Source organism: Nonomuraea candida (assembly GCF_000725485.1).
In the GTDB taxonomy this organism is placed as follows: Bacteria; Actinomycetota; Actinomycetes; order Streptosporangiales; family Streptosporangiaceae; genus Nonomuraea; species Nonomuraea candida.
In genome coordinates this window covers 45949-68530 of record NZ_JOAG01000009.1, presented here as the reverse complement: position 1 = coordinate 68530, position 22582 = coordinate 45949, and the positions used below count along the sequence as shown (strand labels likewise).

Here is a 22582-nt window from a genome sequence, read left to right as displayed (position 1 = left end):
GGCCCCGCCCCCGTGCGGGGGCGGGGCCGAACCCCCGAGGCCCCGAAGGGCCGGGCGTTCGTCAAGTGCAGGTGTAGCCGGAGGGCAGGGCCGTGTCGCCGTTCGGGCGGCTCGACTGGAAGCCGAACGACGTGCTCGCGCCCGCCCCCAGCGCTCCGTTGTGCCCGGCGTTGCGGGCGGTGACGGTCCGGCCCGACACGGTGATCGCGGCGTTCCAGGAGCCGGTGATCGTGTGCCCGGCCGGCAGGGTGAAGGTGACCGTCCAGCCGGTCCTGGCCGTGGTGCCGGTGTTGGTCACGGTGGCCTGGACGACGTACCCGCCGCCCCACTGGCTCTGCGTGGACGGGGCGACCGCGCAGCCGCCGCCGGGGCCGTCTCCCGGCGTGGCCACCGTCACCGTGCCCGAGCGGGGCGAGCGGTTGCCCGCCGCGTCCTCGGCGTACACGGCGAAGGTGTAGGACGTGTCCGGCGTCAGGCCGGTGAGCGAGGCCGAGGCGGTGGCGGAGGTCGCCGCCACCGTCTCGCCCGAGCCCTGTAAGCGGACCACCTCGTAGCCGGTCACGCCCACGTCGTCGGTGGCGGCCGGCCAGGTGAGGGTGGCCGAGGTGGAGGTGACGGCGGAGGCGACGGGCGTGCCGGGCGCGCTGGGCGGGCTCGTGTCGTCCTCTCCCCCGGGCTCGTACGTCAGCCCGAACCCCTGCGGGAACAGCGGCGTCTTGCCGTCGCCGGCGTTGATCGGCTGCTGGGAGGCGCTGCTCATCCAGGTCATGGGCAGCTTGCCGGTCGGCTGCGCGGCGCCGAAGAGCACGTCGGCGACGCCCTGCCCCTCGGTGCCCGGCAGCCAGGCGGCGACCAGGGCGTTCCAGCCGGGGAGCTGGGCGGCGATGTCCATGGGACGGCCGGAGACGAGCACCACGACGACCGGCACGCCGGAGGCGCGCAGGGTGGCGAGGGTGTTGAGGTCGGCGCTGTCCAGGCCGAGCGAGCCGGGGCGGTCGCCCTGGGTCTCGGCGTACGGGGTCTCGCCGACCACGGCGACGGCCACCCGGTAGGAGCCGTCGATGCCGCTGCCGTCGCGGCTGTAGGTGACGGTGGCGCCGGAGCCGACCGTGTTCCTGATGCCCTGGAGGATGGTGGTGCCGGGGGTGATGTTCCCCGACGAGCCCTGCCAGGAGATGGTCCAGCCGCCGCTCTGGTTGCCGATGTCGTCGGCGCTCTTGCCCGCCACGAAGATCTTGCCGCCGGTCCTGGCCAGGGGCAGCAGGCCGCCGGCGTTCTTCAGCACGACCTGAGACTTGGCCACGGCCTCCCGCGCCAGCGCCCGGTGCGCGGCGCTGCCCACGGTGGAGGTGTACGACCGGTCGGTGAGCGGCTTCTCGAACAGCCCGAGCTCGAACTTCTTGGTCAGGATGCGGCGTACGGCGTCGTCGATCCTGGCCGTCGTGACCCGCCCGGCCTGCACCTCGGCCCGCAGCAGGTCGATGAACTGCCGCCACGCCGTGGGCGCCATGACCATGTCGACGCCGGCGTTGACGGACGTGCGCACGTCGTGCGCGGAGATGCCCTGGGCGCCGTCGATCTGGTCGATGCCGTTCCAGTCGGAGACCACGAACCCGTCGAAGCCCAGCTCGCCCTTGAGCACGGTGGTGATGAGGTACTGGTGCCCGTGCAGCTTGGTGCCGTTCCAGCTGCTGAAGGAGATCATCACGGAGCCGACCCCGCGCTCCACGGCGGCCTCGAACGGCGGCAGGTGGATCGCCCGCAGCTCGGACTCCGGGAGCTGGGTGTCGCCCTGGTCGACGCCGCCGGTGGTGCCGCCGTCGCCGAGGTAGTGCTTGGCGGTGGCCAGGACCGAGGCGGGCCCGTCGAGCGACGCGCCCTGCATGCCGGTGATGATCGAGGCCATCGAGGAGGGCAGGTCGGGCGTCTCGCCGAACGACTCGTACGTGCGCCCCCACCGGTCGTTGCGGGCCACGCAGAGGCAGGGGGCGAAGTTCCAGTCGATCCCGGTGCCGGACACCTCCTCGGCCACGGCCCGGCCGATCCGCTCGACGAGCGCCGGGTCGCGGGTGGCGCCGAGGCCGATGTTGTGCGGGAAGATCGTGGCGCCGACGACGTTGTTGTGCCCGTGCACGGCGTCCACGCCGTAGACGAGCGGGATGCCGAGGGGCGTGGCCAGGGCGGCGTTCTGGAACCGGTCGTACATGTCGGCCCAGCCCGTCGCGGTGTTCGGCGACGGCGCGGAGCCGCCGCCGGACAGCACCGACCCGAGCCGGTACGTGGTGACGTCGGACGTGCTGACCGAGCCGCGCTCGGCCTGGGTCATCTGGCCGAGCTTCTCGTCCAGCGACATCCGGGACAGCAGGTCGGCGACCCGGGTGGGCACGGGGAGTGAGGGGTCCTGGTAGGGGAGGTCGGCGCCCGCCACGGTCACGGCGGTGGAGGCCGTCACCGGGGACAGCGCCGGGGGCGCCACGGACATGGCCGCGGCGACGAGCACCAGCGCGGCGGCCCTGCTCGTCCATCTTCTGCTCGGGTTGCTCATTGGCACGCTGCTCCGCGCTCGGCTCGAAGGGTGTTTTGGGAGCGCTCCCAAACGCACTGTAGGTGACAACTGCCGAGTTTCCCGGCCCCGCCCGCCGCGCCCCGCCGCCCCTCCCCGGGCACCAGGGAAAACGGCGCCCGATCCGGTGAAACTTTCACCCCCGCTTGACCCTCCGCCCGGAGCGGGGTGCGTGCGCTCAAGGGCAGGAATCGGTCATCACTCGATCAATGCCCTGAAGCCTCCCCCGGCCGCCGTCCGGACGTTGCCTATCGTCGCCAGTGTCGGCAGCGGTACGACCGGCCACGGGGGCCTCATGACGGGTGGACGAACGTCGCGCGGATGGACGCGTCGCGCCCTTCTGCGCGCCGCCGGCGGGTCCGCCCTGGTCTCGGGGCTGCCGCCGGGCCGCGCGGCGGCGGCCGCCCCGGGGCACGCGGAGCTGCGGGCCCGGTGGCGGACGCTGCTGCTCGGCACGGGCTTCGACCCCGGGGCGGAGCCGTACCGGGAGGTGCTGGCGCGGCTCGGCACGACGGCGGACGGGCACCGGGAGTCGATGGCGCCCGAACGCGGCTCGCTCTGGCCCGGCCTCGGCTACGCCGGCTCGGACGAGCGGGCGCACACCCTGTCGGCGAACCTGCACGAGAGCTTCGCCAGGCTGCGCGTGATGGCCGAGGCGTACGCGCAGCCCGGCACCGGCGTGACCGGCGACGCCGCGCTGGCGGGCGGGGTGCTGGCGGGCCTGGACCACCTGCTGGCCGACGCCTACCACCCGGGCGTCACGCCGTACGGCAACTGGTGGCACTGGCGGATCGGCGGCCCGCAGGCCCTGCTGGACACGGCGCTGCTGATGGGCGGCCGGCTGACCGCGCGCCGGGCGGCGGCCTGCCGGGCGGCGGTGGACGCGTTCGTGCCGGAGCCGGTGGTGGCGCGCTACGAGGGCACCAGCACCGGCGCGAACCGGGTGGACCTGCCGCTGTGCCGATGATCACCGCCCGGTACGCCGAGCCCAGAAGGCTCCTCCTCCTCCTCGGCGCGCTCCCGATCGCCGGGTTCGCCGCCTGGGGCGTCGCCCACCTGGCCGCGCTCTCGGGGGCGATCGAGGGCCGCCCCTACGACATGTCGGCCGCCTGGCTGGCCTCGTTCCTGCTGTTGTGGTGGATGCCGCACCGAGAACCGGGGCAAGCGCTTCGCCCAGATTCACGTGCTGGCCGAGGACGACGGCGACGTCTTCCTCACCCTGGACAGCGACTCGATCCTCGACCGGCACGCGGTCAGGGAGGGGCTGGCCCCGTTCGCCGACCCCCAGGTGCAGTCGGTGGCCGGGCACGTGCTGGTGCTGAACCGCACGGCCAACCTGCTCACCCGGATGACCTGCGTGCTGTACCTGCCCTTCACGCGCGGCCTGCGCAGCGCCCAGTCGGTGCTGCGGCGGGTCACGATCAACTCCGGCACGCTGGCCTTCTACCGGGCGAACGTGGTGCGCCGCTGCGCGGGCGCGTACGAGAACGAGCACTTCCGCGGCCGGCCGATGCAGATGAACGACGACTCGATGCTCACCTCGCTGCTGACCTTCGCGCTCGCGCCGCTGGCCTCGCTCTGGCGGCTGCTGGTGCTGCGCCCGATGTACCTGTACGCGCTGCTGACCTGCTGGCGCGTCAACCGCTGGGGCACGCGCGGCGGCGTGGAGGTCTCCCTGACGACGGCCGCCGTGTAGGCCGTGTAGGCCGTGCAGGCCGTGCAGGCGGCGATCCGCGGGTCCTGGAAAGGCCGAACCCCCGGCCGCCGGGTGCGGCGGCCGGGGGTTCGTCACTGCGCGGAGGTTCAGCCGGTGAAGCCGACCGCCGTGTAGTCGTAGTAGGCGTAGCCACGCGCGCCCCAGTTGGCGAGCGTCTTCTTCACGGCCCAGATGTCGGGACGCTGGTACAGCGGGATGGTGTGCACCATGTCCCAGATGAGCTTGTCGGCCGCGTTGGCCAGCTCGATCGCCTTGGCCGGGTCGGTCTCGTCCACGGCCGCCTGGATGGCGGCGTCCACGGCCGGGTCGCTGGCCTTGGGGAAGTTGCTCTCGGAGCCGGTCTTGTAGATCTGCGGCAGGCTGCCCAGCGGCAGCGGCGTGCCGATCCAGGAGAACGGCACCAGGTCGAAGTCGCCCTTGATGATGAAGTCGTTGAAGAACTTGTCATCGGGGACCGGGCGGATCGTGACCTTGATCCCGGCCTCCTTGAGCATGGCCTGGGTCAGCTCACCCTCGGTCTTCGCGGTCGCGACGCTCGCCGGGATGACGAAGTCGAGCGCGAACTCCTTGCCGTCCTTCTTGCGGAACTCGGCGCCCGACTCCTGCTTCCAGCCGGCCGCGTCGAGGAGCTGCTTGGCCTTCTCCAGGTTGTACTTGCCGAGGTCGCCGGAGTTGTCGACGTAGCCCTTGTGGTTGTTCATGAAGACGTGGTTGCCGAGCGTCTGCAGCGGCCACTCCATGTCCTTCAGGTCGGACTGGGTGATCACGTCACGGTTGATCGCGTACTGGACGGCCTGGCGGACCGACTTGTCCTTCAGGAACTCGCTGGAGTTGTTGACCGTGATGTGCCGCCAGTTCGGGCTGAGCGCCTTGCGGATCTCGGCGTTCGGCACCTGCTTGGCCCGCTGCAGGTTGGCCGGGTTGCCGGCCTCGATGTAGGCGGCGTCGATCTCGCCGTTGGCGAAGGCGTTCACCTCGGCCGAGCCGTCGGCGATGGCCCGGAAGATGATCTTGTCGAGCTTGGGCTTGCGGCCCCACCAGTTGTCGTCACGCACGAGCGTGAGCGTCTTGGTGCCCTCGTCGATCTTCTCGACCTTGAAGGGGCCCGCGGTGACCGGGATCTTCTGGTTGTAGTCGCTGTCGTTCGCCTTGGGGGTGCTGACGTGCTTGGCGGGCATGAGGTGGCTGGTGCCGCGGTTGTAGAGGCCCTGCCACTCGGAGTACGGCTTGGTGAAGGTGACGACCGCGACCTTGTCGGAGTCGCCCTTCTTCACCGACTCGATCTTGTCCCAGCCGTCGGTGGAGGCCGGCTTGTAGGCCTTGTCCTTGCCGTTCTGCGCCTTCCAGCCGGCCTCGAAGTCCTTCCAGGTGATCGGCGTGCCGTCCGACCACTTGGCCTTGTCGTTGATGGTGTAGGTGATGGTCTGCTTGCCGTCCACCATCTCGTTCTTCACGTCGGTGACGTAGTCGGCGTTCGGCGTGAACGAGGCGTTCTCGTCGGCCATCATGATCTGCGGCAGGATCGGGTCGAGCATGGTGGCCGTGTCGGCCTGGTTGCCGTCGACGTGGTACGGGTTCCACTGCGTCGGCCACTGCCCGATGGCGAGAGTGAGCGTCCCACCGTCCTTGACCTGCTCGTACGGCACGGGGTTGATGCTGATGGCCGGAGTCTCCGTCATCTGCTGCTGAGCCTGCTGCGACTGCGCGGCGTTCGGCTTCTTGTCAGAGCTGCCGCCGCCTCCGCCGCAGGCCGCCGCGGCCAGGGCCAGGACCGCCAGCCCAGCGGCCGCACGGTGATGAACCTTCACTCTTCCTCCTGATTGTCCGAGGCCGTGATGACCTCGATCTCCTCCGCGTAATGGCAGGCGGCGCCGTGGTCCACGGCGTTCGCCTGCTGAACCACCGAGGGCTCCTCGTCCACACACCGCTGCCGTTCCGCCTCGTTCAGGCGGGCGAACTTGGGGCAGCGGGTGCGGAACCTGCATCCAGACGGCGGGTTCGCCGGGCTGGGCAGGTCGCCTTCGAGCAGGATGCGCTTGCGGGTGCGTTCCATCTCGGGGTCGGGCAGCGGGATCGCCGACAGCAACGCCTGTGTGTAGGGATGCGCGGGACGGTCGTAGACGTTCGCGACCGTCCCGATCTCGGCGATCCTGCCCAGGTACATGACGGCGACGCGGTCGGCGAGATGCCGGACCACGGCCAGGTCGTGGGCCACGAACAGGTAGGACAGGCCCAGCCTGTTCTTGAGCTCCTCCAGCAGGTTGATCACGCCTGCCTGGATGGAGACGTCGAGCGCGGACACCGGCTCGTCCAGCACCAGCAGCTTCGGCTCCAGCGCCAGCGCGCGGGCGATGCCGATGCGCTGCCGCTGGCCGCCGGAGAACTGCTGCGGGTAGCGCTCGGCGTGCTCCGGCGCCAGCCCGACGAGCTGCAGCAGCTCCGCCACCTTGGCGGCGACGTCCTTCTTGCCGTGCGCGCGCAGCGGCTCGGCGATGATGTCGCCGATCGGCATGCGCGGGTCGAGCGCGGCCATGGGGTCCTGGAAGACGATCTGCAGGTCCCTGCGCAGCGCCTTGCGCGCGGCCTTGTCGAGCGTGGCGCTGTCCTTGCCGAGCACGACCACCCGGCCGTCCTGCGGCGGCTCCAGCTGCATGATCTGCTGCAGCGTGGTGGTCTTGCCGCAGCCGGACTCGCCGACCAGGGCCAGCGTCTCGCCCTCGGCGATGTCGAAGGAGATGCCGTCGACGGCGTACACGGTGCCCACGCGGCGCTTCATGATCGCGCCCTTCATGAGCGGGTAGTGCCGCTTCATGCCGTCGAGTTCGAGCACGGTGGCGCGCTCGGCGCGCGGCACGTTCACGACCTCGCTGGGCGGGATGACCGGCACGGGGAACACGTCGGCGCCGGTCAGGCCCTTGTGCTCGATCTCGTGCGCGCGGATGCACGCGACGTGGCGGCCGCCGCCGAAGGGGACCAGCGCCGGCTCCTCCTCGTCGCACATGTCCACCTTCATCGGGCAGCGCGGCGCGAACGGGCAGCCGGGCGGCAGCGCCGCGGGCGAGGGCGGGTTGCCCTCGATCGGCACCAGCGCCCCCTCCTCGCCGTCGATCCTGGGGACCGAGGCGAGCAGGCCCATCGTGTACGGCATGCGGGGCCGGTAGTAGATGTCGTCCACCGGCGCCTGCTCGACGGGCCGGCCGGCGTACATGACGAGCACCCGGTCGGCCATGCCGGCGATGACGCCCAGGTCGTGGGTGATCATCACGATGCCGGCGCCCGTCTCCTGCTGCGCCGTCTTGAGCACCTCCAGGACCTGCGCCTGGATGGTGACGTCGAGCGCGGTGGTCGGCTCGTCGCAGATCAGCAGGTCGGGGTCGTTGGCGATGGCCATCGCGATCATCGCGCGCTGCCGCATGCCGCCGGAGAACTCGTGCGGGAAGGCCTTGGCCCGCAGGTCCGGGTTCGGGATGCCGACGAGGTCGAGCAGCTCGACGGCGCGCTTGATCGCCTTGTCCTTGCCCACCTTCTGGTGGACGCGGACGGCCTCGGCGATCTGGTCGCCGATCGTGTACACGGGCGTGAAGGCCGACAGCGGATCCTGGAAGATCATGCTGATGGCCTTGCCGCGTACCTTGACCAGCTCCTCCTCCCGCAAGCCGAGCAGCTCCTGGCCGTGCAGCTTCACCGAGCCGCTGACCGCGGCGTTCTTCGGCAGCAGGCCCATGACCGCCAGCGAGGTCACGGACTTGCCCGAGCCGGACTCGCCCACGATGCCGAGCACCTCGCCGCGCTCGACCTCGTAGCTGACGCCGCGCACGGCCTCGATGCCGCCGGGGAAGGTGACGGTGAGGTCCTTGACCTCCAAGATGCTCACGAGTTGCTCCCCGGGTCGAGTGCGTCACGCAGTCCGTCGCCGATCAGGTTCACGCTGAGCACCAGGGCGACCAGCAGGCCCGCGGGGAAGGCGAACAGCCAGGGGTAGCCGGTGGCGTTGCGCGAGCCCTCCGCGATCAGCGTGCCGAGCGAGACGTCGGGCGGCTGGATGCCGAAGCCGAAGAAGGACAGCGCCGCCTCGCCGATGATCGCGCCGCTGACGTTGAGCGTCGCGTCGATGATCAGCAAGGAGGACAGGTTGGGGACGATGTGCCGGAAGATGATCTTCCAGCGCGGGATGCCCATGTAGACCGCGGCCAGCACGTACTCGCGCTCGCGCAGCGAGAGCGTCATGCTGCGCACCACCCTGGAGGTGACCATCCAGGAGAACGCGGCCAGCAGCACCACGAACCACAACCAGGAGGCGCCCTCCCGGAGCCGCGGCGAGACGATCGCGATGATCAGGAAGCTGGGCAGGACGAGCAGCAGGTCCACGCCCCACATGAGCACGCGGTCCACCCAGCCGCCGAAGTATCCGGCGAACGCGCCGACGATGGCGGCCAGGCCCGTGGAGATCAGCGCCACCAGCAGGCCGATGACGATCGACTTCTGCATGCCGCGCAGCGTCACCGCGTACATGTCCTGGCCGATCGCGGTGGTGCCCCACCAGTGGTCGGCGTCGGGCGCCGACATGAAGGCCATGAAGTCCTTGTCGGTCCAGTCGTAGGCGCCGCAGAAGGGCCCCACGTAGGCCAGCACCACCAGCAGGATCAGCGCGATGAAGCCAAAGCGGGCCTGCTTGTTGCGCACCAGGCGCCTGAGGACGACTTTCGATCGCATGTCAGTTCACCCGCACCCGAGGATCGAGGGCCGCCACCAGCACGTCCGACAGGAAGGACGCGACGAGGATGCACACGGCGGCGAAGAAGGTCACCGCGGCCACGGAGTTGACGTCGTTCTGGTTGATCGAGTCGACCAGCCAGGCGCCCATGCCGTGCCAGGAGAAGATCTTCTCCGTGAACGTGGCCCCCGTGAACATCGTCCCGAAGGCGAAGGCGAAGTAGGTCGCCGAGGGGATCAGCGCGGTCCGCAGCGCGTGCTTGACCAGCGCCGTCCTGCGCCGCAGGCCCTTGGCCATGGCGGTGCGGACGAAGTCCTGGTTGAGCACGTCGAGCATCATGTTGCGCTGGATCCGGCTGTAGAAGGCGATCGAGCCGAGGCTGAGCGAGATCGTCGGCAGGATGAGGTGGTTCAGCCGGTTGAGGAACTGGTCCCAGCCGGTGAGCCGGGGGTTGTACTCGCCGGTGTACTCGATGAGCGTGAACCCGAGCCCTCTGTTGACGTTGTACGTGCCGATCGCCAGCAGCGTGGCCAGCACGAACACGGGGATCGCCATGATCACGAAGGAGCTGACACCTATTAACCGGTCACTGAGCTTGTACTGCTTCACCGCCGAGAACGCGCCCAGCGCCACGCCCAGGGCGAAGCCCAGGATCGTGCCGATGAGCAGGAGACGCAGGCTGACCATGATGCGACGGCCCATCTCGCTGTTGACGGAGCCGCCGTTCCAGGTCTTGCCGAAGTCTCCGGTGACGACACCCTTGGCCCAGGTCGCGTAGCGCTCGAGCACGGGTGTCTTGTCGTTCAGGTTGTAGGCATCAAGTGTGGCGTCGATGACCGCCTCGGGCACCGGGGGCTGACGCCCCTCGTACGCGGCCCGCGGGTTCATGGTGGTGGCCGCGAGCATGTACGCCAAACTAGCCGCGATGGCGACCAAGATCACATTTATTGCCAACCTGCGGAGCAGGTACTTGCCCATCACTCTCCGTTCGCGCTGACCGAGGGCGCGAACATCCGGTTGGAGAAGCGCCCCCGCAACGAAAACCCATCTCGCATCGTGGAATTTTCACGTGTCGTCGGGATGGCGATCGATCCGGAGAATATAAGCAAAAATATAACGACCTGAAATGGTGGAATATAACGGTAAGGTCAACCGCAAAAGATCGACACGGCCGGACGGTCCCCTCGAACACCCACCTGACCTGCGCCGACACGGTCCCTCGGAGGGGCTGTGACACCGCCCGCACGGGGGGTTATGTCACAGAATCCGGACATAAATTGCCCGACGCGCAAGTGATCCACATCATATTCCCTGGGGCCCGGCTGTGAGCACGAATCGATCACCCCCGCCACGCGCTCACGGCCGCTCGCCGTTGACGGGCGCGCCGCCGTCCGGCCGGGTTCGGGTCAGGCGTGGAGCCTCGAACGCCCCCTCGCACAGCCGGGCCGTCAGCTCGACCCCGGCCCCGGCCGCGCCGGCGCTAGAGCCGGTACGCCCGGCGGGCCGCGCCGGCGAAGACCTCGGCCCGCTCGTCCGCCGACAGCCCGGCGCACAGGTCGCCGGCGGCCCGGGCGACCTGCGCGTAGTCGGCGGCGAGCAGGCAGACGGGCCAGTCGGAGCCGAACATCACCCGCCCGGGCCCGAACGCCTCCAGCACGACCTCCGCGTACGGCCGCAGGTCGGCCGTCCGCCACGACCGCCAGTCGGCCTCGGTGACCAGGCCCGACAGCTTGCAGTAGACGTTGGGCCGGGCGGCCAGCTCCCGGATCCGGCCGCGCCACGGCTCCAGCTCGCCGGAGGCGATCGGCGGCTTGGACAGGTGGTCGAGCACGAACGTCAGCTCGGGCAGCGCGCTCACCGTCTCGATGGCGGCCGGGAGCTGGTGCGGCAGCGTCAGCAGGTCGTAGGCCAGCCCGGCGGCGGCCACGGCGGCCAGCCCGCGCCGCACGTCGGGCCGGATCAGCCAGGCCGGGTCGGGCTCGGACTGCACGCCGTGGCGCACGCCGACCAGCCCGCCGGGCAGGGCGGCCAGCGTGTCGGCGGCGTCGGGCGCGGTCAGGTCGATCCATCCGACCACCCCGGCGACCAGCTCGGACCCGGCGGCCAGGGACAGGAACTCGCGGGTCTCGTCGAGGTCGGGCAGCACCTGCACCAGCACGGTGCCGGTCACGCCCGCCGCGGCGGCGGGTCCGGCCAGGTCGTCGAGGGTGAACGTGCGGCGCACCGGCGCCATCTTGGCGGAGTCCAGCCAGGCGTGCGGGCGGGCGGACAGGTCCCAGACGTGGTGGTGGGCATCGATGTGACTCACACCACCGCAAGCTAGCAGATATCCCATGTTTCCCACAGAAACAGGAGTGATCAACGGTGACCGACGACGGTTGGCCGGCGCTCAGGCGTTGGCGGGATCGTGCTGGGCGAGCCACTCCTCACGGGTGATCGCGTACTCGACCTCACCCAGCTCGCTGCCGGGCAGCGGCTGCTCCCACTCCAGGTGGAACGTCCGGACGTGCCGCATGCCCACCGCGTTCATCGTCGCGCGGGAGGCCGCGTTGACCGCCATCGTCTCGGCGAACACGCGGCTCAGCCCGAGATCCTCGAACCCGTGACGCAGCAGCTCCCGGGCCCCCTCGCTGGCCAGCCCCTGCCGCCAGCAGCGCCGCAGCAGCCGATACCCCAGCTCGGCCTGCCCCTCGACGGGGCCCTGATCATCGCGCGTGGGCGGCTCCAGCAACCACCAGCCGACGAACCGCCCCGCCACGAACCCGGCCCAGAACCCCAGCCCCGGCGCCTCCTCCGCGACGGCCAGCCGCCGCCGGTGGAGCTCCGTCACCTCCTCGGGACCACGCGCCCGTCCGTCGCCGAGGTAGCGCATGACCTCGGGATCGCCGTCGAGCTCGATCTCGTGCCCGAGGTGCTCGTCGGCCAGCGGGACGAGCTCAATACGGCCGGTACGCAGAATCGCCTGAGACATGATCGCCATTCTCCCGCCCGGACCGTCCCCGGTCATTCCCTTTTCCACCAGCCATCGGACCCGGCATGGACCGCTCTCGGCTGGAGCACGCACGCGTCACCGTCCCGTACACCAAGGGCACGGACAGGCCGCCGGAGCCAATCTCGCGAATTCCCGTCACTTTCGGTGAACAGTTCGATACGCTACGTCGCATGCCGTCCCCCCAACATGACGCTCTCGTCCAACTGTTCTCCGATCGCCCCCAGCTGGTGACGGAGATCCTGCGCGACCTCATGCACGTGGAACTGCCCGACACTCCGCTCATCCAGCAGGAGGAGCGTACGTTCAACACGCGCATCTCCAGCGACATCGAGCCTGACCTGGTCTTCACCCTGGGGCCACGGCAGAGCCCCCTGCACGCGATCATCGTGGAAGTGCAGCAGGACAAGAAGAAGGAGTCTCTGCAGCTTGCCCGCTACGCCGCCGCCGCGTGGCTGATGCTGCGCTGCGACGTCACGGTCCTGGTCGTCTGTCCCAACCAGTCAGACGCCGACCATTACGCGCAACCCCTCGAAACCGGGCTGAACGGCTACCGTTTCCAGCCCCGGGCGGTGGGGCCGAGGGACATTCCGGCCATCATCGACCCTCAGGAGGCTGCGGCCGACCTGCCGCTCGCGGTCATGTCCGTCATGACCCAAGGCCGCGACCGCAAGGTCGTCGAAGCGTTCGCGGCGGCACTGTGCACCGCCTCCGATGAACACGCTACGAAGTACTATGAATACGCGTACAGCATGTCCGGGTACGAAATCCGCGAGATCCTGGAGGAGATCATGGCGTCCACCGCTTGGCCGGTCTACAGCCCCTTCGCCCGCGAACACTTCGGCCGCGGCCGCGAAGAAGGCAGGGCCGAGGGCAGGGCAGAAGGCAAGGCGGAGGGCAGGGCTGAAGGCAAGGCGGAGGGCAGGGCTGAAGGCAAGGCGGAGGGCAAGGCGGAGGGCAAGGCCGAGGAGGCCGTCCAGTCGTTGCTGCTCGTGCTGAACGCCCGAGGTCTTGACGTCTCAGAGGAAACCCGCGCCATGATCACCAACTGCAAAGACCTCACACAACTCCACACCTGGCTCCTCCGCGCCGTCACCGCCCGCACACCCCAAGACCTGTTCAACGAACCCAGCACACACCACCACCACCAGGGCGACGAGTAGGACCGTTCGCTCATGTGTGATCCCGGCTGCAGGCCAGCAGCCGGGGACTTCGCAGCTCTGTCGGCGCGGATGCGAAGAAGGCCGAGATCGTCATACATCACAGACCAGGCCGACCGTCACTTCAGCCGGGCATTCATCGCGGGGAGCCACCGGGGTCCTGGTGGTGGGTGGAGGTGATGCGGTGGGTGATCTCCTGGATCACCTGGTCGGTCAGGGCGGAGGTCGTGAGGCGGGTGCGGCCGTGGGGGCCGGGCTCGAAGGCGGTGGCGCCGTTCTCCCCCACCACGACCCGCCCCTCCCGGCTGAACGTGAACAGGTCCGGGGTCAGGAGGGTCAGCGCGGCGATCGGGTCATGAGGATGGTTCCACTGCTCGTTACGGACCCGCCACCACTGCTCGATCTCCGCCGCGAGCGCCTGCCCAAGGGGACCGGCCGTCGCGATCGCGGACACGTCGGCGGCGGTCATCCGGACGGCGGTGGTGATCTCCAGGCCGGTGACGGTGATCGGGGCGCCCGAGTCGAAGACGACGGCCGCGGCCTCGGGGTCGCAGGCGAGGTTGTGCTCCGGCGCGGGGCCGTCGAAGCGGCCGCCCATGATCCACAGGTGGCGTACGTCGCGGGCGAAGGCGGGTGAGGCGGTGATCGCGCGGGCGAGGTTGGTGAGCGGGCCGACCGCCACCACGTCCACCTCGCCGGGCGCGCCGGTCACCCGGTCCACCAGGTACGCCACCGCGTCCCCCTCGTCCACCGCCTCCTCGGCGAGGTCGGGGAACAGGCGGCCCTCGTGCCCGGCCCACCGGACGTCACGGCCGGTCAGGGTCCCGGCGGAGCCGGGCAGCACGGTCAGGGCACGGCCGGCCAGGCGGGCCAGGCGCTTGGCCAGGCGGGCCCGCAGCGGCGTGTCGCCGTAGACGGTGGTGCAGCCGAGCAGGTCCACCTCGGGCGAGCCGAGCAGGACTGCCAGGGCCAGGGCGTCGTCCACGTCGGTGCCGAGGTCGGTGTCGAAGATGACGCGCCGGGTCGATGCAGCAGCCATGCTGCCCCTTCTACCACCGCCGGCCCTCGAAGTCCGCACATTGGGAACGATCAGGAGCCGGTGCCGGGGTCGTCATCGCCGCTCGTCCATGGGACGGCCCGCCCGGACCCCTTCCACCGCAGCCACCCGGCCCGGGCCCCTTCCACCGCAGCCGCCCGCCCCGGCCTTCGCCGAGCGGGCCGCCCTTGCGGAGCGGGGCCGCCGGTCGGGTCAGTGCGAGGTCGTGAGGGGGCGGGGCGCGGAGGAGGGCGTGCCGGGGACCTGGTCGCCGGGCAGGCCCCGGCCCAGCAGCAGCGTGCCCAGCCACATGACCGCCATGCCCACGGCGACCAGGGCGGAGCCCTTGCCGTCCTCGAACGTGGCCACCACCATCAGCGCCACGCCCGAGGCGGTGACGGCGGCGCTGACGGGCGTGACGCGGCGCAGCAGGGCCAGGACGACCGCCTGGGCGAGCACGGCGGCGAAGAAGAGTTGCGCCCCGGGGCCGTACACCACCGCTTCGACCCCGGGATAGCCCTTCACCTGGTCCAGGACGCCCCGCATCGCCGCGCCGTCCGCCGCGGCGAACCCGGCGTACAGGCTGGTGGCCGACTGCGCGAGGTTCACCGCCACGCCGAGCAGCGCGAGCGCGGTCACCGTCTCCACCACCGCGCGGCGCCCGCCCGACACCGGGCGGGCCAGGCCGCGCATGGCCAGGGTCATGACGGCGAACATCAGGAAGGCGACCAGCCACAGCGCGTGCGCCGCCGTCCACCAGGGCCCCGGCTGCAGCGCGCCCTGAATGACGCGCATGAGGGACCAGCCGCCCAGCAGGGCGGCCGGTCCGGCGGTGAACGAGATCTGGGCCAGGCGGTTCGCGGGGTTCATGCCCGCCACGATGCCGCCCGTGGCCCGTCCGGTTCATCGGTGAACGTCCCTGATTTCTCCCTGGGGTCACCTTAGGTGAAGTACCGCAGCCACACGTACACCCAGGCCATCAGCGTGCTGAGGACGGTGACGACGATGCCGTAGCGGGTGAACTGCCAGAAGGTGATCTTGTGACCGTTGCGCGCGGCGATCCCGATGGCCACCACGTTGGCGCTGGCCGCGACCGCGGTGCCGTTGCCGCCGAAGTCGGCGCCCAGGGCGAAGGCCCACCACAGGGCCTGGCCGACCTGCGGGTCGGGGGCGGCGTCGACCACGCCCTCGACGATGGGGGCGGTGGTGGCGACGTACGGGATGTTGTCGAAGAAGGCGCCCAGCGCGCTGGAACCGAACAGCAGCGCCGTCGCGGCGACGAAGTAGTTGTCGCCCAGCGTCTCCAGCGCCCACGTGCCGATCGCCGCGATCACGCCGGTGTGCACCAGGCCCGCGACCATGACGAACAGGCCCATGAAGAACACCAGCGTGGGCCACTCGACCTCGCGCAGCACCTCGGAGACGTTCGCGCGGGAGACCAGCAGCATCACCCCGGCGCCCACCAGCGCCACGATCGACGGCTCGACGTGCACCACGGCGTGCAGCCCGAACCCGGCCACGACCGCGCCCAGCACGATCAGGCAGCGCACCAGCAGCCGCATGTCGGTGATGGCCCGCCGCTCCTGCAGCGCCATCACCTCGGCCACGCGGTCGGCGTTGTACTGGAACGAGCTGCCGAACAGCACCCGCGTGAACAGCACGAACGCGGCGAAGACCACGATCACGATCGGCGCCATGTGCACGAGGAAGTCGTTGAAGGTCAGCCCGGCGCGGCTGCCGATGATGATGTTGGGCGGGTCACCGATGAGCGTGGCCGCGCCGCCGATGTTGGAGGCGAGGACCTCCGCGATCAGGTACGACTGCGCGGCGATCCGCAAGCGGTTGCACACCACGATCGTCACCGGCGCGACCAGCATGATCGTGGTGACGTTGTCCAGGAAGGGGGAGGCCACGGCGGTGATCACCATGAGCATGACCATCAGCCGGTACGGACGCCCTTTCGACTTCTTGGCCGCCCAGATGGCGAGGAAGTCGAAGACGCCCGTCTGCTTGATGACGCCGACGATGATCATCATCCCGAGCAGCAGGAAGATGACGTTCCAGTCGATGCCCTCGTGCTCGGAGAAGAACACCTCGGCGCCCGGGATCAGGCCGAGCACGGCCATCAGCCCCGCGGCGACGAGCACCACTTTGACCTTGTCGGCCTTCTCCGTGGCGATGAAGAAGAAGGCCACCAGGAAGATCGCCAGTGCGGCGAAGGCGCTCATCCGGCCCGCCCCGGCGGGCCGGCGGACATGGCGGCGGCACAGGATTTCTCCGGACACAGGTGGTGCGAGGACATGGCAGGGCCTTTCCGATAGTGGGCATGCGCAAGCGGACGTGGCCGTCGGCACACGCCCGGTTGACGAGGGTCAGCAGGTTGTCCGGGCTCAGTCGTCCGAGCCGGAGAGGGCCAGGCTGGTCAGCAGCCGCTCAAGGGTGATCGCGCCGGTGAGGACGCCGTCGGGGCCGACGACCGCGACGATGGGGCTGCGCAGCCGCGCCATGAGCGCGGCCACCTCCAGCAGCGTCGCGTCCAAGGGGACGGTCGCGGGCGTCGCCGGCTGCCGCGGCAGGCAGTCGCCCACGCTCAGCTCGCCCAGCTCGCCCCAGAACAGGTCGGCGTGCTCCTCGTCGATGGTCCGGCACAGCGCCGGGTCCTCCTGGTACGCGCCCGGCACCGCCAGCCGCAGCACCTGCGTCCCCGGCAGCACGCTCGACGGCCGTCCCCGGCCGTCCACGACGATCAGGCCGGGCATCCGGCCCAGCGCCATGATCCGCACGGCCTTGGTGACGGGGTCGTCGGCGGTCACGGTGGGCAGGTTCACGGCGATATTGCTGGCATGCATGAGTTCATCCCGTTCGACATGCGGTACGACACCGCGACCGGTGGTCCCCGGCCAGGTCACCGCGCCGCCTCGGCGATCTCCCTGACCCGGCGTTCCAGTTCGGCCAGCCGGTCCGGCACGGGCCTGCTGTGCAGCAGGTCGGCGACCTGGTCGGCCTCGTCCTGGTCGAGGGGGATGCCCAGCGCCGGCGCGTCCGGCTCGGCGGGATCGTGGACGAGCAACCGCCGGCCGCCGTCCTCCACGAGAACGCCGAAGCGCTGCCCCCTCCTGGTGACGAGGTGGTGCAGGGTGCCTCGGCCCGGCACGGTCGTGCGGGTGACGTCCATGTCGCTGTCTCCAATCCGGCTCCGCTCCAGTCTCCGGGCGGACGCGCCCGCGAACCATCGGGTCCGGCACCCATCTGGGCAGGGATAGAACATGTAGGGATGAACTTCCGGATGGGGGACAAACCGCATGGACAACCACACCCGGCGGCGAACAGGCTGGTGAGATGAACGATCGCGCCGACAGGCGGCCCCGGGCAGAGGGGGCGGGGGACGTACGGCGGGACTCTACCCGCCCGGCGGAAGCCGGCACCGAGACCGGAACCGGAGCCGGAGCCGAGGCCGGCACCGAGACCGGAACCGGGGCCGAGGCCGGTGCCGGCACCGCGGCCGGGGGCGGGGCGGCGCCCCGGCCGCCGGCTCAGGCGTTGTTCCGCCGGCTGGTCCTGATCAACGGGCTGGTGTTCGCGGCCGGGACGCTCGTGCTCGCGCTCTCCCCCGCCACGGTGTCCGCCCCGGTCGTGTGGGCCGAGGTGCCGGTCCTGCTGGTGGGGCTGGCGGTGATGCTGGCCGCCAACGCGCTGCTGCTGCGCCGCAGCCTGGCCCCGCTGGACGCGCTGACCACGCTCATGCAGCGGGTGGACCTGCTGCGCACCGGCGACCGGCTGTCCCGCAGCGGCAACAGCGACCTCACGCACCTGATCGACACGTTCAACGCCATGCTGGACCGGCTGGAGGCCGAGCGCAGCGCCAGCAGCGCCCACGCGCTGGCCGCGCAGGAGGGCGAGCGGCAGCGCATCGCCAGGGAGCTGCACGACGAGATCGGCCAGAGCCTGACCGTGGTGCTGCTCGGGCTCAAGCGAGTGGTCGACCGCGCCCCCGCCGACCTGCGCGAGGAACTGCACGGGGTGCAGGAGACCGTGCGCGCCAGCCTCGACGAGGTGCGCCAGGTCGCCCGCCGCCTGCGCCCCGGCGTGCTGGAGGACCTCGGCCTGCACGCCGCGCTCAGCGCCCTGGCCGGCGACGTGTCCCGGTCGAGCGGCGTGCAGGTGGCCCGCGCGCTGCAGCACGACCTGCCGGAGCTGGGCGCGGACGTCGAGCTGGTGCTGTACCGGATCGCGCAGGAGAGCCTGACCAACATCGCCAGGCACGCCCGCGCCACCCGGGCCGAGCTGGCGCTCGCCGCCGAGGACGGCCGCCTGGTGCTGCGCGTCACCGACGACGGCCGGGGCGGGGCGCGCAAGGACGGCGCCGGGATCCGGGGTATGCGCGAGCGCGCCCTGCTCATCGGCGCCCGGCTGACCGTCGACTCCCCGCCGGGCGGAGGCACCCGCGTCCGCCTGGTCATCCCGGACCTCGCGAATCGGAGCGCAACCTCGTGAACAAGACCCGGATCCTGCTGGCCGACGACCACGCGCTGGTGCGGCGGGGGCTGCGGCTGATCCTCGACGCCGAGCCCGACCTCGAAGTGGTCGCCGAGGCCGCCGACGGCGCGCAGGCCGTGGCGGCGGCCTCGGAGGACCAGGTGGACCTGGCCATCCTCGACATCGCGATGCCGCGCATGACCGGCCTCCAGGCCGCCAGGGAGATCTCCCGCCGGGCGCCCGGCATCCGCATCCTGATCCTGTCGATGTACGACAACGAGCAGTACTTCTTCGAGTCGCTCAAGGTCGGGGCCTCCGGCTACGTGCTCAAGTCGGTCGCCGACCAGGACCTGCTGGAGGCGTGCCGGGCCACGATGCGCGGCGAGCCGTTCCTCTACCCGGGGGCGATCACGGCGCTCATCCGCGACTACCTCCAGCGGGACAAGGAGGGCGAGCGCATGCCCGAGAGCATCCTGACCCCGCGCGAGGAGGAGATCGTCAAGCTGATCGCGGAGGGCAACTCGGCCAAGGAGATCGCCGAGACGCTGGTGATCAGCGTGAAGACGGTCGACCGGCACCGGGCGAACATCCTGCAGAAGCTCGGCATGCGCGACCGCCTGGAGCTGACCAGGTACGCCATCCGCGCCGGCCTGGTCGAGCCCTGACCCCCGGCCGCCGCCCCGGCGCCCGCCGGGGCGGAGGGTTGTGCCGGACCCGCGTCAGGCCACCGCCGATTCCGGGGCGTCGAAGTGGGCGGCGGTCATCTCCACCAGCATGGCCCGGCCCTTGATCTGGGCCGTCGCCTCGGCCCCGATGAGCCCCTGCCCCGGGAGCTGGCCCGCGCCGCCCTCGGGCCCGAGCGGCACGAGGATGACCGGGGCCTGCCGCTCGTACGCGACCGCCTCGCCCTCGCCCGTGATCTCGGCGCGCAGGTTGGCGGCCAGCAGCTCCCCCTGCCGCCCGGCGTACGCGGCCATCTTGCGGTCGGCGTCGGCGATGTCGCCGATGGCGAAGACCCGCTCCTGTCCGAGCACCCGCAGGAACGGGTCCACCCGCACGTGCCCCTGCCCGTCCGTGGCCTCTGCGAGCGCCCCGCGCAGGTAGTCGGTGCGGGGCGAGACGCCGAAGCAGCGGAACCAGACGTCGGCCGTCAGCTTCTCGCCCGCCTCGGTGGCGATGGCGATCGGCGCGGCGGTGGCGGGCGGCGCGTCCGGCAGCTCCCGCAGCGGGCTGCCGAGCTTGAGCTCGACGCCCAGCTCGGCGAGCTGCCGGCGCAGCTCGACCCGGAGCTCCTGGTCGAACGGGCCGGGCAGGATGTCGGGCGCGACGTCGGCGAGCGTGACGTGCTTGCCGGGGAAGGCCGACTTGATCTCCCCCGCCAGTTCCAGCCCGGCCGGGCCCGCGCCGACCAGCAGCACCCGCTCGGCCCGCGCCAGCACCTCGTGCGCGGCGCGCAGCTCGGCCTTGGCGGCCTCGGTCTCGGGCCGGTCGGTCTTGGCCGGGAACGGGTACGCCGAGCCCGTCGCCAGCACCAGGTAGTCGGGCTCGATCGTGCGCCCCGAGGCGAGCGTCACGTGCCGGCCGTCCACGGCCACGGCGCGGTCGCGCAGGAACCGCCCGTTGACCAGCAGCCGGCGGTAGGGCAGGAAGATCCGGTCCAGCCACTCGGGCTCGACCAGCGCCCGCCAGGACGCCACGTTGTGCACGAACGCGTCGGTCGGGTCGACGAGCGTCACGTCGGCCACGTCGTCGAGCAGCTTGGCGACCTTGTAGCCGCCGTATCCGCCGCCCAGCACCACGACGCTCGGCCGCGTCTCCGCACTCCGGCTCATCATTCACTCCTAACTAGCCATCACGTTGCAGCTAGGTTATTCATATCCGCTAGGAAAATCAAAGCAGCGGTCGTCAGGCTAGCATGGAGGCATGGCGACGTCAGCTGCGCGGCCCAGGATCGGCCCCGACGAGTGCAAACGCGGCGACGCGGCGTTGACGCGCGCCTTCACCCTGCTCGGCAAGCGCTGGAGCGGCCCGGTGCTGGGCAGCCTGGGCTCGGGTCCCGCCGGGTTCCGCGAGCTGGCGCGGGCCATCGACGGGGTCAGCGACTCCGTGCTGTCCGACCGGCTGTCCGAGCTGACCAAGCACGGCCTGATCGCGCGCACCGTCGATCCCGGCCCGCCCGTCACCGTCAGCTACGAGCTGACCGAGAGCGGCAGGGCGCTCATGCCGGCGCTCCACCAGATCTCGGCGTGGGCCCAGGAGCACCTGCCTCCCGATCCCGCCGACTCCTAGAGCCGCCGGAGCCGGTCGTGGCCGCGGGGAGCGCCGCGGGTTACGTTGAAGTCCAGGCGTGCCCGACACCTGCGAAGGACGTGGTTACCGTGCTCTACCTGTTCGGCTTCGAGCGGATCGGCGTGGCCGTGAGCGACATCTACTTCGTCGACCCCCATCCGCTGGAAGGGCAGGAGGGGGCGGAGCGCGGCGTGCGGCTGGAGCTGCGCCGGCTGGAGCCCGGCGAGCTGAAGGGCTCGATCTACTCGTCCCGGCCCATCACCGTCGACCGCCCGCTCTGGCGGGTGGACCTGCTGGAGTCGGTCTCCGGCACGCCCGGCAGCTTCGACCGCACCCACCACCACCCCGGGATCAGGGGCTGGGAGCCGGGGCGGCGGGTGTTCGACGAGCGGCTGTCGCAGGAGCCGCTGAAGTGGCTGGGCGAGCGGCTGGCCGACCTGGAGGGGGTCCTCGACGAGGCCGGCGCCGGGCGCGACGAGGTCACTCCGGCCGACGTCACGGGCCTGCGCGAGCGCGCCCCGGAGATCGTCGAGACGGTCGCGCGGCTGCTGGAGACCGTACGCGCCGCGCACCCCGCCGCCCCGGGCGGCGCCGAGGCGGCCACGAGCGTCCGCGCGAGCTGGCTCTGAACCTTCCCCCGGAGGCCGTCAGAGGGCGGCGGGGCGGCGGTGCAGGAGACCGAACTTGGTCCACATCGCCTCCGCCGCCTCGATCGCGGCCCCCGTGCGCGCCGGGTCCACGGCGGCGAGCTGGGTGACCAGGGCCTGGGCCACGGCGACGCCCGCCGTCAGCGACGGGAAGAACGCCTCGCCCTCGGCCGGCACCAGCACGACCTCCTCGGCCGCGGCGGCCAGGGCGGGGCTGGCGGCGTCGGTCAGGGCGAACACCCGCACCCCCCGCGCGCGGGCCTCGTTGGCGGCCAGCACCGTGCTCTCGTAGAGCCGCCAGAAGCTGATCGCGATCAGCACGTCGCCCTCGCCGATCGCGGCCATCACGTTGGCCAGCTCCGCGTCCCCCGCCGTCACGGCCGCCACCGGATAGCCGGCCAGCCTCGCGTTGTGGGCCAGCGCCAGCCCGACGGCCGCGTAACTGCCGTCGGCGACGATCACCGTACGGCGGGCGGCCGCGACGGCCTCGGCGATCGTGGCCAGCACGCTCTCGTCCAGGCGGCGGTGGAGCAGGGCCAGGCTGTCGAGGTCGCGGCGCAGGGAGCGGGAGCTGGGTGAGCCGGCGCCCCGGTGCTCGGCGGCGACCTGGCCGGCGCTGAGCGAGGACAGGTAGCGGGCCCGCACCTCCTGCTGCAGGGCGGGCCAGCCGGCGAAGCCGAGCGCCTGCGCCGTGCGGGTGACGGTGGCCACGTTCACCCCGGCGAGCTGGGCCAGCTCCCCGGCGGAGCAGTATGAGGCCCGGCGCGGCTGCGAGAGCAGCACCTCCAGCACGGCGGCCGCCTTGCCGCGCAGCCCGCGCCCCGGCACCCGCCCGCGCAGCCACTCCTCGAAGTGGTCGCCGCCCGGCCCGCCGCCGGCGGGCGGGCCGTCGTCCGTGGCGCGTCGAGTCACCCGATCCCTTTCCTCGGCCCGGGCCGGGGTCCCGTGCCCCTGGCCGGGAACATGCTACGCGCTCACGAGCAGACAAACT

21 protein-coding genes are annotated in these 22582 nt (G+C 71.4%); 7 read left to right on the top strand and 14 right to left on the bottom strand.

The window, feature by feature from the left end; translation table 11 throughout:
• Window positions 1-61 precede the first annotated feature (61 nt).
• Complete coding sequence (locus IO39_RS08680; RefSeq protein ID WP_245641867.1) at window positions 62-2545, bottom strand: glycoside hydrolase family 3 N-terminal domain-containing protein; 2484 nt, start codon at window positions 2543-2545, stop codon at window positions 62-64.
• A 313-nt stretch (window positions 2546-2858) separates the two neighbouring features.
• On the opposite strand from IO39_RS08680, the gene IO39_RS55970 reads away from it, so the two are divergent.
• Both IO39_RS55970 and IO39_RS08670 read left to right on the top strand, forming a co-directional pair.
• The gene (locus IO39_RS55970; protein ID WP_043618838.1) at window positions 2859-3530 is read left to right on the top strand and encodes a hypothetical protein; all 672 of its coding nucleotides are present in this window, start codon (window positions 2859-2861) and stop codon (window positions 3528-3530) included.
• Window positions 3531-3746: 216 nt separating this feature from the next.
• Entirely contained in the window at window positions 3747-4259 is a 513-nt protein-coding gene (locus tag IO39_RS08670; protein WP_052422613.1) for a glycosyltransferase family 2 protein, read from the top strand.
• 107 nt (window positions 4260-4366) lie between these two features.
• On the opposite strand, the gene IO39_RS08665 is transcribed toward IO39_RS08670, so the two are convergent.
• The 6 genes from IO39_RS08665 to IO39_RS08640 all read right to left on the bottom strand — a co-directional run bounded on the left by IO39_RS08665 (window position 4367) and on the right by IO39_RS08640 (window position 11965).
• Window positions 4367-6088, bottom strand: coding sequence for an ABC transporter family substrate-binding protein (locus tag IO39_RS08665; protein WP_043618835.1), 1722 nt, complete (start codon window positions 6086-6088; stop codon window positions 4367-4369).
• Entirely contained in the window at window positions 6085-8154 is a 2070-nt protein-coding gene (locus IO39_RS08660; RefSeq protein WP_043618832.1) for an ABC transporter ATP-binding protein, read from the bottom strand. Before IO39_RS08660 ends, IO39_RS08665 begins: the two co-directional genes overlap by 4 nt.
• Window positions 8151-8993 (bottom strand): ABC transporter permease, encoded by an 843-nt coding sequence (locus IO39_RS08655; RefSeq protein ID WP_043618829.1) that lies wholly within the window; start codon window positions 8991-8993, stop codon window positions 8151-8153. Before IO39_RS08655 ends, IO39_RS08660 begins: the two co-directional genes overlap by 4 nt.
• Before the next feature lies 1 nt (window position 8994).
• Entirely contained in the window at window positions 8995-9972 is a 978-nt protein-coding gene (locus IO39_RS08650; RefSeq protein ID WP_043618825.1) for an ABC transporter permease, read from the bottom strand.
• Between the two features lie 502 nt (window positions 9973-10474).
• Entirely contained in the window at window positions 10475-11302 is an 828-nt protein-coding gene (locus tag IO39_RS08645) for an amidohydrolase family protein (protein ID WP_043618823.1), read from the bottom strand.
• 81 nt (window positions 11303-11383) lie between these two features.
• Complete coding sequence (locus IO39_RS08640) at window positions 11384-11965, bottom strand: GNAT family N-acetyltransferase (protein ID WP_043619302.1); 582 nt, start codon at window positions 11963-11965, stop codon at window positions 11384-11386.
• Between the two features lie 65 nt (window positions 11966-12030).
• On the opposite strand from IO39_RS08640, the gene IO39_RS08635 reads away from it, so the two are divergent.
• A complete protein-coding gene (locus tag IO39_RS08635; RefSeq protein ID WP_157548058.1) occupies window positions 12031-13146 on the top strand; it encodes an RpnC/YadD family protein in 1116 nt (371 codons plus the stop codon).
• Between the two features lie 133 nt (window positions 13147-13279).
• Here the strand turns inward: IO39_RS08635 and IO39_RS08630 are convergent, their stop codons facing one another.
• From IO39_RS08630 to IO39_RS08610, 5 genes are all read right to left on the bottom strand, one after another.
• Window positions 13280-14182 carry a nucleoside hydrolase gene (locus IO39_RS08630; protein ID WP_052422611.1) on the bottom strand — a complete coding sequence of 301 codons (903 nt, stop codon included), beginning with the start codon at window positions 14180-14182 and terminating at the stop codon, window positions 13280-13282.
• 210 nt (window positions 14183-14392) lie between these two features.
• The gene (locus tag IO39_RS08625) at window positions 14393-15049 is read right to left on the bottom strand and encodes a hypothetical protein (protein WP_043618820.1); all 657 of its coding nucleotides are present in this window, start codon (window positions 15047-15049) and stop codon (window positions 14393-14395) included.
• Window positions 15050-15120: 71 nt separating this feature from the next.
• Window positions 15121-16407 (bottom strand): ArsB/NhaD family transporter, encoded by a 1287-nt coding sequence (locus IO39_RS08620; RefSeq protein ID WP_043618817.1) that lies wholly within the window; start codon window positions 16405-16407, stop codon window positions 15121-15123.
• 162 nt (window positions 16408-16569) lie between these two features.
• On the bottom strand, window positions 16570-17028 hold the full coding sequence (locus IO39_RS08615; RefSeq protein ID WP_043618814.1) for a CBS domain-containing protein: 459 nt from the start codon (window positions 17026-17028) through the stop codon (window positions 16570-16572).
• A gap of 56 nt (window positions 17029-17084) precedes the next feature.
• Window positions 17085-17354 carry a cation:proton antiporter regulatory subunit gene (locus IO39_RS08610; RefSeq protein WP_043618811.1) on the bottom strand — a complete coding sequence of 90 codons (270 nt, stop codon included), beginning with the start codon at window positions 17352-17354 and terminating at the stop codon, window positions 17085-17087.
• A gap of 164 nt (window positions 17355-17518) precedes the next feature.
• On the opposite strand from IO39_RS08610, the gene IO39_RS08605 reads away from it, so the two are divergent.
• Complete coding sequence (locus IO39_RS08605; RefSeq protein WP_084772510.1) at window positions 17519-18673, top strand: sensor histidine kinase; 1155 nt, start codon at window positions 17519-17521, stop codon at window positions 18671-18673.
• On the top strand, window positions 18670-19320 hold the full coding sequence (locus IO39_RS08600) for a response regulator (protein WP_043618808.1): 651 nt from the start codon (window positions 18670-18672) through the stop codon (window positions 19318-19320). Before IO39_RS08605 ends, IO39_RS08600 begins: the two co-directional genes overlap by 4 nt.
• Before the next feature lie 54 nt (window positions 19321-19374).
• Here the strand turns inward: IO39_RS08600 and IO39_RS08595 are convergent, their stop codons facing one another.
• Window positions 19375-20487 (bottom strand): NAD(P)/FAD-dependent oxidoreductase, encoded by a 1113-nt coding sequence (locus IO39_RS08595; protein WP_052422610.1) that lies wholly within the window; start codon window positions 20485-20487, stop codon window positions 19375-19377.
• 91 nt (window positions 20488-20578) lie between these two features.
• On the opposite strand from IO39_RS08595, the gene IO39_RS08590 reads away from it, so the two are divergent.
• Together IO39_RS08590 and IO39_RS08585 are read left to right on the top strand one after the other, a co-directional pair.
• Complete coding sequence (locus IO39_RS08590) at window positions 20579-20944, top strand: winged helix-turn-helix transcriptional regulator (protein WP_043618806.1); 366 nt, start codon at window positions 20579-20581, stop codon at window positions 20942-20944.
• Between the two features lie 80 nt (window positions 20945-21024).
• The gene (locus tag IO39_RS08585) at window positions 21025-21573 is read left to right on the top strand and encodes a hypothetical protein (protein WP_245641866.1); all 549 of its coding nucleotides are present in this window, start codon (window positions 21025-21027) and stop codon (window positions 21571-21573) included.
• Window positions 21574-21591: 18 nt separating this feature from the next.
• Here the strand turns inward: IO39_RS08585 and IO39_RS08580 are convergent, their stop codons facing one another.
• A complete protein-coding gene (locus tag IO39_RS08580) occupies window positions 21592-22503 on the bottom strand; it encodes a MurR/RpiR family transcriptional regulator (RefSeq protein ID WP_052422609.1) in 912 nt (303 codons plus the stop codon).
• Between the last annotated feature and the right edge of the window lie 79 nt (window positions 22504-22582).